Raw genomic sequence first — 12,381 nt, forward strand, 5'->3', positions numbered from 1 at the left:
CGCCTGGAACGGCGGCAACGAAATTTCCTCGGCCGCGGACGGCCTCCGAAATATTAAAGCCGCCTTCCTCCAGGCGCCGGACCAGACTTGATCCGGATGTCGCCTAGACCTCTTCGACAGAGCTCGGCTCGGCCCGTGAGAGGTCGATGCCCAGTTCCTCCGCGGCCCGGAAGACTTCTTCATCCGAGTCACGCATTTCAATCGTGGTGCCGTCGGTGGAAAGGACTTCCACGTTCAGGCAGAGCGACTGCATTTCCTTGATCAGTACCTTGAAGGACTCGGGGACACCCGGCTCGGGGATGTTCTCGCCCTTGACGATGGCCTCGTACACCTTGACGCGTCCGTGGATGTCGTCCGACTTGATGGTCAGGAGTTCCTGCAGCGTGTACGCCGCTCCGTAGGCCTCCAGGGCCCAGACCTCCATCTCACCGAAGCGCTGGCCACCGAACTGCGCCTTACCGCCCAGCGGCTGCTGGGTGATCATCGAGTACGGTCCCGTGGATCGCGCATGGATCTTGTCGTCCACCAGGTGGTGGAGCTTCAGGATGTACATGTAGCCCACGGAGATCGGGTCCGGGAACGGCTCGCCGGAGCGTCCGTCGAACATCCGCGCCTTGCCGGTCTCACCGATCAGGCGATCGCCGTCACGGGTGACGTTGGTGGAACCGAGCAGGCCGACGATCTCGTCCTCGGTGGCGCCGTCGAACACCGGCGTCGCCACGGTGGTGGACGAGACCTCCCGGGGCAGATTCGGCAGGTTCCGGACCCAGTCCGGCTCGCCCTCGATCTTCCAGCCCTGCTTGGCCGCCCAGCCCAGGTGGATCTCGAGCACCTGACCGACGTTCATCCGGCCCGGCACACCCAACGGATTCAGCACGATGTCGACCGGCGTACCGTCCTCGAGGAACGGCATGTCCTCGACGGGCAGGATCTTCGAGATGACGCCCTTGTTGCCGTGGCGTCCGGCGAGCTTGTCACCGTCCGTGATCTTGCGCTTCTGTGCCACGTAGACGCGGACCAGCTGGTTCACGCCCGGAGGCAGCTCGTCGTCGTTGTCACGGTCGAAGATGCGCACACCGATGACGGTTCCCGACTCACCGTGGGGGACCTTCAGCGAGGTGTCGCGCACCTCACGGCTCTTCTCGCCGAAGATGGCGCGGAGCAACCGTTCCTCGGGGGTCAGCTCCGTCTCGCCCTTCGGCGTGACCCGGCCCACGAGGATGTCGCCGGCCTCGACCTCGGCCCCGATGTAGATGATGCCGCGTTCGTCGAGTGCGCCGAGCACCTCCTCGGAGACATTCGGGATGTCACGCGTGATCTCCTCGGCCCCGAGCTTGGTGTCGCGGGCGTCGACCTCGTGCTCCTCGATGTGGATCGAGGTCAGGACGTCGTCGGAGACGATGCGCTGCGAGAGGATGATCGCGTCCTCGAAGTTGTGACCCTCCCAGGACATGAATGCCACGAGCAGGTTCTTGCCCAGTGCCAGCTCACCCTGGTCAGTGGACGGACCGTCGGCGATGATCGTGTTGTACTCGACGCGATCACCCTCGCCGACCAGGACGCGCTGGTTGTACGCGTTGCCCTGGTTGGAGCGGGCGAACTTCATGATCGAATAGTTCGTCTCGGTACCGTCGTCGTTCAGGACGCTGACGAGGTCGGCGGACACTTCCTTGACGACGCCCGCCTTCGTCGCGGTGACTGCGTCGCCGGCGTCGACGGCTGCGTTCTTCTCCATTCCCGTGCCCACGAGGGGACGCTCGGAACGGAGCAGGGGAACAGCCTGGCGCTGCATGTTCGCACCCATGAGTGCGCGGTTGGCGTCGTCGTGCTCGAGGAACGGGATCATCGCCGTGGCGACGGAGACCATCTGCCGCGGCGAGACGTCCATGTACTCGACCTCATCCGGCTCGACGAGCACGGGCTCACCCGAACCACCGCGGGTGCGTACGAGCACCATGTCCTCGGTGAAGGTGTTCCCGGCGTCCAGTGGCGCATTCGCCTGGGCGATCAGGCGCTCGACCTCGTCATCGGCCGTCAGGTAGTCGATCTGGTCGGTGACCACTCCGTCGACGACCCTGCGGTACGGGGTCTCGATGAAGCCGAAGGCGTTGATACGACCGTAGGAGGCCAGCGAGCCGATCAGACCGATGTTCGGACCTTCAGGGGTCTCGATGGGGCACATGCGTCCGTAGTGCGAGGGGTGGACGTCGCGGACCTCCATACCGGCGCGGTCGCGTGAGAGACCGCCCGGACCCAGCGCGGACAGGCGGCGCTTGTGCGTCAGCCCGGCGAGCGGATTGTTCTGGTCCATGAACTGGGACAGCTGCGAAGTGCCGAAGAACTCCTTGATCGCTGCCACGACGGGCCGGATGTTGATCAGGGTCTGGGGGGTGATGGCCTCGACGTCCTGGGTGGTCATCCGCTCACGGACCACGCGCTCCATGCGCGAGAGCCCGGTGCGCACCTGGTTCTCGATCAGCTCACCGACGGCGCGGATACGGCGGTTGCCGAAGTGGTCGATGTCGTCCACCTCGACGCGCAGTTCGACGTTCTCGCCGTCACGCTTGCCGGCGAGGGTCTTGTCGCCCGCGTGCAGTGCGACGAGGAACTTGATCATGGCGACGATGTCGTCGATGTTCAGGACCGACGCATCATCGTCCGTGAGGCTCTTGTCGATGCCGAGCTTCCGGTTGATCTTGTACCGGCCGACCTTCGCGAGATCGTAGCGCTTGGGATTGAAGTAAAGATTGTCGAGCAGCGTCTGGGCCGCCTCGACCGTGGGCGGCTCTCCCGGGCGCAGCTTGCGATAGATGTCGAGGAGTGCATCTTCCCGCGTCTCCGTCGCGTCCTTCTCCATGGTGGCGCGGATCGAGTCGTACTGCCCGAACTCCTCGAGGATCTGCCCCTCGGTCCAGCCCAGTGCCTTCAGGAGCACCGTGACGGACTGCTTGCGCTTGCGGTCGAGGCGCACACCGACCTGATCACGCTTGTCGATCTCGAGTTCGAACCAGGCACCGCGCGAGGGGATGATCTTCGCGCTGAAGATGTCCTTGTCGCTGGTCTTGTCGGCAGTGCGCTCGAAGTAGGCACCCGGTGAACGGACGAGCTGCGAGACGACGACGCGCTCGGTCCCGTTGATGACGAAGGTTCCCTTGTCGGTCATGAGCGGGAAGTCGCCCATGAACACGGTCTGCTGCTTGATCTCGCCCGTGTTGTTGTTCATGAACTCGGCCTTGACGTACAGGGGCGCAGAATAGGTCGCATCGCGATCCTTGCACTCGGCCACCGTGTACTTGGGATCGGCGAACTCGGGCTCCGAGAAGCTCAGGGACATGGTGCCCTGGAAGTCCTCGATCGGGGAGATCTCCTCGAAGATGTCGGCCAGGCCGGACGTGGTGGCCATGCCCTGGATCCCGTTCTCCAGCGCTTCCTCGACGCGAGCCTTCCACTGCTCGTTGCCGATGAGCCAGTCGAAGCTGTCCGTCTGGAGGGCGAGGAGATTCGGAACATCAAGCGGTTCGTGAATCTTTGCGAATGAGAGCCGGGGTGCGACGCCGTCGGCGTCGACCTGGCTGGTAGCGGTTGCATTATTAGAGGTGCTCGAGGCGACCAAGAGGGATCCTTCCACAGACCGTCAGGCTTGTCAGCGCTTCCGCCTCGGCACCGCCACCGCAGTATGCTGCAGGGATCTCAGTGCCTACCTGAACTGCCCACGTGTATCCCAACCAGGAGGCCAGATCGAACGACGAGAGCAGAGCAAAGCCCACCGCTATATGAAGGCTGAGGTTTAGAGGGAAGACGCAAAGATCTACATTACGGGAAGAACCTGCAGATGTCCAATAACCTGTATCCGCTGCGCCGTCAAGCCCCGCGCGCTCCCTGGGGAGCCCGCCGGCGTGGCGCTGGCTCGGGCAGTGGCCCCGTACTGACGTCTCCGCGCAGCCGCTTGACCACCAGTTCCGCGCTGATCAGGCACATCGGAATACCTATGCCGGGGATCGTGGAGCTGCCCGCGTAGAGAAGATTCTCGACCCTGGCGCTCCTGTTCGAGCCGCGGAAGAAGGCACTCTGGCGCAGGATGTGCGCCGGTCCCAGCGACGTACCCCGCCACGCGTTGAGGTCGTCCGCGAAATCCTGCGGTCCGTAGCTGCGGCGTACCACGATGCGATCAGCGAGATCCGGGATCCCCGCCCATGCGGAGATCTGACCGATCACCTCGTCGGCGAGCACTTCGACCCGCGCGTCTCCCCCGCCCTCCAGGCCGCCCCTGCCGATGCTCACGTCGGCGGGGATGGGCACGAGCACGAAGACGTTCTCGTGCCCGGCCGGCGCCACGGAATCATCGGTCGCGCTGGGCCGGCAGACGTAGAGCGACGCCGGCGAGGGTACGGAGGTCTCCTTGCCGAAGATCCGGCCGAAGTTCTCACGCCAGTCGGAGGTGAACAGCAGCGTGTGGTGTTCGAGCTGCGGCAATTCGCCCCGCACCCCGAGGTACAGCAGCAGGGCGCTCGGGCCCGGCACACGCTTCTGCCAGTACTTCTCCGGGTACGTCTGCAGCTCACCGGGGAGCAGCGCGGTCTCCGTGTGGTGGAGGTCCGCCGCCGAGACCACGAGGTCGGCGGGGACGAAGGCCTGCTTCCCCGCCGCGCGGTACGTCACGCCCCTGACCACCGCTGAACGCCGGTCCAGCGGTGATCTCCCCGGTGTGCGGGCACTGGTGTCGATGGACACGACGTCGGCGCCGGTGCGGATCTCGACGCCGGCCTCCACCGCGACCCGGCGCATCGCCTCGATGAGGGTGGTGAAGCCGCCCATCGGGTAGAGCACGCCGTCGTCGAGGTCGAGGTGGCTCATCAGGTGGTACATGCTCGGCGCCTCGAAGGGTGAACTACCGAGGAAGACCGCGGGATAGCCGAGGATCTGCCGGATCCGGGGATCCCTGAACCGCTTCTCCACGAAGGAGTTCAGGGACTGCAGCAGCAGTGAGCCGATCCGGGGCAGTTGTCGGAGCACATCGGGCCGGAGGAACGGGGCGAAGGACTCGAAGGTCGAGTACAGGAAGCGCTTCTTCGCCATCTCGTAGGCGTCCTCGGCCGAATCGAGGTACGCCGAGAGCTGCTCGCCGGCGCCGGCCTCCATCGATTCGAAGAGCTTCGTGACGGCCTCCCGCTCCGCGGGGACATCCACCGTGTCCAGGCCCTCCTGGAAGATCACGCGGTATCCCGGGTCCAGCTTCCGGAGATCGAGCTGCTGCGCGGCGCTCGTGCCCATGAGCTTGAAGAAGTGGTCGATCACCTCGGGCATCAGGTACCACGAGGGTCCCGTGTCGAAGCGGAAGCCGTCCTGCTCCCAGGAGCCCGCCCGGCCGCCCACCTCATCGCGCTTCTCGAGCAGGGTCACCCGGTGGCCCTCCCGCGCCAGCAGGGCCGACGTCGCCAGTCCCCCGATCCCGGCGCCGATCACGACGACCTCTTTCGCGCCTGGTCCCGTGCCCGCCGGGTTCCGTTCGGGCTGCTCTGCTCTCATGCCGTCCTCTCCTGCGCGACGAGTCCCGGCACCGCGCGACCGGTGAAGGCTTTCGCCATGATGCGGATCTTGACCGGGTTGGGTACCCGGATGCGTGCTCTGAGGAGTTCCTCGGCGGGTGTCCGCCGCAGCCTCAGCGCGAGTTCGGCGAACAGAGCCTGCGCGAGCGAGACGGCCCGGCGCGCGGTCGGAGGCAACCCCGGCAGCGCAGCAGCCGAGATGCGCAGGTCCTCGTCGATCTCGTCCAGCAGACGGAGCTTGTCCGCCTCGGAGAAGCTCGTGGGGCTGATACCGGGGAAGTAACTGCGTCCCAGCGTGGAGAAGTCCTCCGCGAGATCGCGCAGGAAGTTGATCTTCTGGAAGGCCGCGCCCAGATGCCGGGCGCCATCGATCAGGACGGCCTCCCCCTCACGTCCCACCGGGCGCTTCACGAGGAAAGCCCGCAGGCACATCAGGCCCACGACCTCCGCAGAGCCGTAGACGTAGAGGTCGAAGGATTCCTGGGTGTGCTCGTTCCGCGTGAGATCGGCGCGCATGGAGGCGAAGAACGGTCGCGTGAGCTCGGTGCCGATGCCGGTCGAGCGCGCCGTGACTGCGAAGGCGTGGACCACGAGGTTCGTACTGTAGCCGGTACGAAGTGCCGTTTCGGTGTCACGCTCGAGATCATCCAGGAGTGCCGCCACCTCGCTCGCCGACAGACCCGCACCGGCTGCTGCGCCGTCGACGATCTCATCGGCGATACGCACCAGGGCGTAGACCGCTTCGATGTGGCCGCGCGTGGTCCGGTCCAGGATCCGCGCGGCCATGCCGAAGGAGGTCGAATAGATCCGGATCACCTCAGCGGAGGTCTTCAGTGCAGCAGCGCTGTAACGCTGCAGCGAGTCGTCGAGGTTCACTCAGCGCACCCTGTCCACAACGGCGGAGACGACAGGATCGAGGGCGGCCCGCAGTGCGGAGGGCACGGCATCGGATTCCAGATGGGTACGCGCCCGGCGGGCATAGTCGGCAGCAAGATGCGCCGAGTAGTCCTTGGCCCCGGAGTTCACGAGGATGCGTCGAACGTAGTCGGCCTCCGCCGCGGACATCTGCGGATCACCGACCAGGGCGGAGATGCTGTCCCACTCCGGGCGCGCGGAGACGAACGACATCAGGGCCGTACGCTTGCCCTCACGCAGGTCCCCCCAGTTCGTCTTGCCCGTACGGGTCTCGTTGCCGAAGACGCCGAGGATGTCGTCGGCGATCTGGTAGGCGATCCCGGCGTCGCGCCCGAACTCGCCCAATCTGGTGATCACGTCCTCCGAGCCACCCGCGAGCACGGCTCCGGCCTGCAGCGGGCCTTCGAAGGAGTAGACGGAGGTCTTCAGCCGCGCCATGTGCACGATGTCCTCGAGCGGCGGCATGGCGGCGTCGAGCGAGGTCTCGATGTCGAGGAACTCCCCTGCCGCGGAGGCGAACACGGCCTCGTCGAGGATCTCGCTTAGGCGGCGCCGGACACCGGAGGGAGCCTCGACGCGTTCCAGCAGCCGGTGGGCATTGGACAGCGCGAGATCACCCGCGATGACGGCAGCGGAGAAGCCGACGTGGCGTGCACCTGCGGGATCCATGCCCGCTCTCTCCGCGATGAACCGGTACCGACCGGACACATTGGGGATACCGCGGCGGACGAAATCCCGGTCGATGACGTCGTCGTGGACGATCAGTGCCGTGTGCAGCAGTTCGAAGGCCGCACCGAGCTCCGCGGCGTTGTCGACATCGGTGCCGCCGAGCATCCGGTAGGCGGACATGACGAGCCGGGGGCGGAAGCGCTTCCCTCCGGCCGTGCACTGCTCCAGGGTCTGCCACAGGCCGTGGTAGCCCTGGCTGATCTTCTCCGCGCGCAGCTTCGACTCCTCGAAGAAGCGCGCCAGAGCACCCTCGACCTCCTCCAGCCCGACAGGCTCGACCAGCAGGGTGTCCATGTCCATAGGTAAAGTAAACAACGGATAGGGCGTCGCTGACGAAGAGATCGGGCCGTCCGGACGGACGAGCAACGAGAAGGTGGCACGATGACGAGCGAAGCACGGCCCGGCGCACAGGGCGGGACCGACGAGGACGGCGGCGCCGAGGTCGTGGTCCTGCTCGCCGAGGACGGAACGCCGATCGGCACGCAGGACAAGGCCACGGTGCACACGCACCACACCCCGCTCCACCTCGCGTTCTCCACCCACGTCTTCGACGAGGCGGGGCGGATCCTGGTGACGCGGCGTGCCCTGGACAAGAAGGCCTGGCCGGGCGTGTGGACGAACTCCTTCTGTGGTCATCCTGCGCCCGGGGAGGACGTCGAGGACGCCGTACGACGTCGGGCCGCCCAGGAGCTCGGCTTCTCCGTCCGCGAAATCAGGACCGCGCTCCCCGACTTCAGGTACCGGGCGGTCGACGCCTCGGGCATCGTCGAGAACGAGATCTGCCCCGTCTACACCGCGGTGGCCGAGAAGCCGGTGTCCCCCGTGCCGGAGGAGGTCATGGACGTCCAGTGGGTGGATCCTGCACAGCTCGTCGCAGCCGTCGCTGCGACACCCTGGGCCTTCAGCCCCTGGCTCACCCTCCAGCTCCCACTGCTGTACCCGCAGGGAGCCGGCGGCCCGGGACCGCGGGACGCCGCCTGAGCTCCGGACGCCCAGCGCCCTGCCGGGTGAAGCGCTGGTCGGGAAGGCATCTAGTCTTGTAGCATCCACCGACGGAAAGAGAGATTCGCCATGGCGACACCCACGCCATCCCCCGACGACGTCGTGATCGTCGGCGGAGCACGCACACCGCTCGGGCGCCTGAACGGGCAGCTCGCCTCCTTCACGGCCGTCGAGCTCGGCTCGCGGGCGATCACCGGGGCGCTGGAGCGCTCGCGAGTGGAAACAGCGGCCGTCGATGCCGTGATCATGGGCCACGTGGTCCAGGCCGGCTGCGGGCAGAATCCCGCCCGGCAGAGTGCCGTGATGGCGGGGATCGGCTGGAGCGTCCCGGCCGTGACGCTCAACAAGGTCTGTCTCTCCGGCCTGACCGCCGTGATAGACGCCGCGCGCCTCATCCGCAGCGGTGAGGCGCGCGTGGTGGTCGCCGGAGGCCAGGAGTCGATGACCCGCGGACCGCACCTCCTGCCGGGATCCCGTCAGGGGTGGAACTACGGGTCCATCCAGGCCCTGGACTCCGTGGCCCACGACGGTCTCACCGACGCCTTCGACCACGAGTCGATGGGAGCCACCACGGAGCGAGGGAACGTCCGCCTCGAGATCGACCGCACCTCGCAGGATGCCGTCGCTGCCGCCTCGCACCGGCGCGCGGCCGAAGCCACCGACAGTGGCGTCCTGGCCCGGGAGATCGTCCCGGTCACGGTGAAGCAGCGCAGGGGCGACGACGTCGTCCTCACCGCCGACGAGGGTATCCGCCCGACGACGACGGTCGAGTCACTCGCGAAGCTGCGACCGGCCTTCAGCCCGGACGGTGCGATCACGGCGGGCAACTCCTCGCCCCTGTCCGACGGCGCCGCGGCGCTCGTCATCACCACGCGAGCCTATGCGGAGGAGGAAGGGCTCGATCTGCTGGCCGTGGTGGGCAGGCCCGGCCAGGTCGCCGGACCCGACAACTCACTCCACTCCCAGCCGTCCGAGGCCATCAAGCAGGCACTCGCCCGCGCGGAGTGGACGGCCACGGATCTCGATTTCATCGAGATCAACGAGGCCTTCGGCTCGGTCGCGGTACAGTCCCTGCAGGATCTGGACTACCCGCTGGACAAGTGCAACATTCACGGGGGGGCGATCGCCCTGGGTCATCCCATCGGCGCCTCGGGCGCCCGCCTCGCACTGCACGCCGCGATGGAACTGGAACGTCGGGGTACCGGACGATCAGCCGTCAGCCTCTGCGGCGGTGGGGGTCAGGGAGAGGCACTGCTGCTCTGGCGCTGAGCCGCCTGCCACTTCGGGCCGGTACGACGACAGAAGAAAAGCCCCGCTTCCTGGCGAAGCGGGGCTTTCCTCTGCGTTGCGGTGCTCTGCGCTGTGACGCGGACCGCCGGAATCGCGGGGTACTGCTACTTGAGCGTGACGGTGGCGCCGGCAGCCTCGAGGGACTCCTTGGCCTTGTCCGCAGCTTCCTTCGTGGCGCCCTCGAGAACAGCCTTGGGCGCGCTGTCGACGACGTCCTTGGCTTCCTTCAGGCCCAGCGAGGTGAGCGCGCGGACCTCCTTGATGACTGCGATCTTCTTGTCGCCGGCAGCTTCGAGGATGACGTCGAACGCCGTCTGCTCCTCCTCGACCGCCTCGCCTGCACCGCCGCCTGCGGGGCCTGCGACTGCGACTGCAGCGGCAGTGACGTCGAACGTCTCCTCGAACAACTTCACGAAGTCGGAGAGTTCGATGATCGACAGTTCCTTGAAAGCTTCGATGAGCTCTTCGTTGGTGAGCTTCGCCATGGGTGGCGTCCTTCCTTCAGTGGTGCACGGCACCTTCGGTGTGTGGACCGAGGAGAACTAGTTCTCCTCGGGTGCTGCAACTCCCTCGGCGGGCGCCTCGGTGGCGGTGTCCGCCGGCGCGGCGGCGTCGTCCTGAGTGGCTGGAGCGACGGCCTCTGCCGCCGCTTCGGCTTCCTCGGTGGGAGCCGGGGCGTCGTCCGCTGCCGGTGCAGCGCCGCCCGCCTCCTCGAGCTTGACGCGCAGTGCGTCGACGGTGCGTGCCAGGGCGGACATGGGAGCCTTGAGGACCCCTGCCACCCGCGCGAGCTGCAACTCGCGCGACTCCAGAGCTGCCAGGGCGGCGACGGCTGATGCGTCGAGGGCCTTGCCCTCGAAGATGCCGGTCTTGATGATGAGCTTCGGGTTGGCTTTCGCGAAATCCGTGAGGCTCTTCGCCGCAGCTACGGCGTCACCCTTGATGAAGGCGATCGCGGTGGGTCCGGAGAGCTGGTCATCGAACGCGTCGATGCCGGCCTCCTTCGCCGCGATACCGGTCAAGGTGTTCTTGACGACGGAGAACTTCGTGTCGGCTCCGAGGGAGCGACGCAGTTCCTTGAGCTGAGCAACAGTGAGCCCGCGGTATTCGGTCAGGACAGCAGCGGTGGAATCCTTGAAATCGGTAGTGATCTCGTCCACTGCGGAAACCTTTGTCGGCGTTGCCATAACCCTCCTTCCGGGGATTGTGCGCCGGTCGTTCCCGCTCCAACAAAAAACGCCCCGCGCAGATGCACGGGGCTTGGTTCCCATTCGTGGGACACGGATGGGAGGAGCTTCGTTCACCTGCGTAGGCCGCCCCAGAAGGGAGCTTTCGGATCCTTCTCCTTCTTCGACGTGGAACGCTGCTGCGCCCCACGGGAAGCGGAGGTGGATCGACCGACGGTCTTTGGTAGTCCAAGCGTACGGGAGCGGCCCGATCCGGCAAAATCGGCCGACAGCAGGAATCGATCTGCCGGGACGGATCTCCGGCGGCCGGTGATGGACACGAAGAAGCCCCGCGGGTGGAACCGCGGGGCCTCGCCGACGGAGGTCCTAGCCTGCGAACACCTTCGTGACGTTCGGGTCGACCGGAATGCCCGGGCCGAACGTGGTCGACACCGTTGCCTTCTGGATGTACCGACCCTTCGACGCGGAGGGCTTGAGCCGGAGGATCTCCTCGAGGGCGGCGGCGTAGTTCTCGCCCAGCTTCTGCTCGTCGAAGGACACCTTGCCGATGATGAAGTGCAGGTTCGAGTGCTTGTCGACGCGGAAATCGATCTTCCCGCCCTTGATGTCCGTCACTGCCTTCGTGACATCGGCCGTGACGGTCCCGGTCTTCGGGTTCGGCATCAGGTTGCGCGGACCGAGGATCTTGCCCAGGCGCCCCACCTTGCCCATGAGGTCCGGCGTCGCGACGGCTGCGTCGAAGTCGGTCCAGCCGCCGGAGACCTTCTCGATCATGTCGTCGGAACCGACGAAGTCGGCACCTGCGGCGATGGCCGCTTCTGCCTTCTCGCCGGTCGCGAACACCAGTACCCGTGCTGTCTTGCCGGTGCCGTGGGGAAGGTTCACGGTGCCGCGGACCATCTGGTCCGCCTTACGGGGATCCACTCCAAGACGGAAGGAGACCTCTACCGTCGCGTCGAAGGTCGAGGGGTTCGTGTCCTTTGCGAGGTTCACGGCCTCGATGGGCGCGTACTGCCTGCCCTCATCGATCTTCGCTGCGGCTCCTCTGTATGCTTTGCTGCGCTGTGCCATCTGCTTGTTCTCCTTATGCAGTCGTGGTCGTCGGACCGCGCTCGGCCCTGCCACTGACCCGGGACGCCGGAACGCCGCGTGTCGTGAATGGTTGTGCCCTGACCGGCGACGCCGGCAGAGCAGGGGTGGGGCTTCTAGCCCTCGACCGTGATACCCATGGAACGGGCCGTCCCGGTGATGATCTTCGCTGCGCCTGCGACGTCGTTGGCGTTGAGATCTTCCATCTTCGTGGTGGCGATCTCCTCGACCTGGGCGCGGGTGAGCGTGGCGACCTTCACGGTATGGGGAGTGCCCGATCCCTTGGCGACTCCTGCCGCCTTCTTGATCAGCTCCGCTGCCGGCGGCGTCTTGGTGATGAAGGTGAACGAGCGGTCCTCGTACACAGTGATCTCCACGGGGATGACATTTCCGCGCTGGGATTCCGTGGCGGCGTTGTAGGCCTTGCAGAATTCCATGATGTTGACACCGTGCTGGCCAAGGGCGGGACCGATGGGAGGGGCCGGGTTGGCGGCTCCTGCATTGATCTGCAGCTTGATGAGGCCGGTGACCTTCTTCTTGGGGGCCATGAAAGGGTCCTTCTCTTGCAGTGCGTTATCTCCGGACAGGAGCGTCCTGAGGATGGTGGCCGTCATGGCGTGACG

General features: G+C 66.3%; 10 protein-coding genes. 2 read left to right on the forward strand and 8 right to left on the reverse strand.

What is annotated here, in order from left to right; all coding sequences use genetic code 11:
* Positions 1-103: 103 nt before the first annotated feature.
* The 4 genes from rpoB to E8P82_RS08165 all read right to left on the reverse strand — a co-directional run bounded on the left by rpoB (position 104) and on the right by E8P82_RS08165 (position 7,490).
* Positions 104-3,613: a DNA-directed RNA polymerase subunit beta gene (gene rpoB / locus E8P82_RS08150; protein ID WP_136454008.1), complete on the reverse strand. Its 3,510-nt coding sequence runs from the start codon at positions 3,611-3,613 to the stop codon at positions 104-106.
* A gap of 248 nt (positions 3,614-3,861) precedes the next feature.
* Positions 3,862-5,526 carry a phytoene desaturase family protein gene (gene crtI / locus E8P82_RS08155; protein WP_136454009.1) on the reverse strand — a complete coding sequence of 555 codons (1,665 nt, stop codon included), beginning with the start codon at positions 5,524-5,526 and terminating at the stop codon, positions 3,862-3,864.
* The gene (locus E8P82_RS08160) at positions 5,523-6,422 is read right to left on the reverse strand and encodes a phytoene/squalene synthase family protein (RefSeq protein ID WP_246021107.1); all 900 of its coding nucleotides are present in this window, start codon (positions 6,420-6,422) and stop codon (positions 5,523-5,525) included. Before E8P82_RS08160 ends, crtI begins: the two co-directional genes overlap by 4 nt.
* Complete coding sequence (locus E8P82_RS08165) at positions 6,423-7,490, reverse strand: polyprenyl synthetase family protein (RefSeq protein ID WP_136454010.1); 1,068 nt, start codon at positions 7,488-7,490, stop codon at positions 6,423-6,425.
* Between the two features lie 81 nt (positions 7,491-7,571).
* On the opposite strand from E8P82_RS08165, the gene idi reads away from it, so the two are divergent.
* The gene (gene idi / locus E8P82_RS08170; RefSeq protein WP_136454011.1) at positions 7,572-8,171 is read left to right on the forward strand and encodes an isopentenyl-diphosphate Delta-isomerase; all 600 of its coding nucleotides are present in this window, start codon (positions 7,572-7,574) and stop codon (positions 8,169-8,171) included.
* Positions 8,172-8,261: 90 nt separating this feature from the next.
* Positions 8,262-9,461, forward strand: a complete 1,200-nt coding sequence (locus tag E8P82_RS08175; protein WP_136454012.1) for an acetyl-CoA C-acetyltransferase — start codon at positions 8,262-8,264, stop codon at positions 9,459-9,461.
* Between the two features lie 125 nt (positions 9,462-9,586).
* Here E8P82_RS08175 and rplL read toward each other — a convergent pair whose 3' ends face one another.
* The 4 genes from rplL to rplK all read right to left on the reverse strand — a co-directional run bounded on the left by rplL (position 9,587) and on the right by rplK (position 12,306).
* Positions 9,587-9,967, reverse strand: a complete 381-nt coding sequence (gene rplL / locus E8P82_RS08180; RefSeq protein ID WP_136454013.1) for a 50S ribosomal protein L7/L12 — start codon at positions 9,965-9,967, stop codon at positions 9,587-9,589.
* A 57-nt stretch (positions 9,968-10,024) separates the two neighbouring features.
* Positions 10,025-10,669, reverse strand: a complete 645-nt coding sequence (gene rplJ, locus E8P82_RS08185) for a 50S ribosomal protein L10 (protein ID WP_136454014.1) — start codon at positions 10,667-10,669, stop codon at positions 10,025-10,027.
* 366 nt (positions 10,670-11,035) lie between these two features.
* Positions 11,036-11,740: a 50S ribosomal protein L1 gene (gene rplA / locus E8P82_RS08190; RefSeq protein WP_136454015.1), complete on the reverse strand. Its 705-nt coding sequence runs from the start codon at positions 11,738-11,740 to the stop codon at positions 11,036-11,038.
* 134 nt (positions 11,741-11,874) lie between these two features.
* Positions 11,875-12,306: a 50S ribosomal protein L11 gene (gene rplK / locus E8P82_RS08195; RefSeq protein WP_136454016.1), complete on the reverse strand. Its 432-nt coding sequence runs from the start codon at positions 12,304-12,306 to the stop codon at positions 11,875-11,877.
* Positions 12,307-12,381 lie beyond the last annotated feature (75 nt).

Source organism: Arthrobacter echini (assembly GCF_004803505.1).
GTDB lineage: Bacteria > Actinomycetota > Actinomycetes > Actinomycetales > Micrococcaceae > Arthrobacter_D > Arthrobacter_D echini.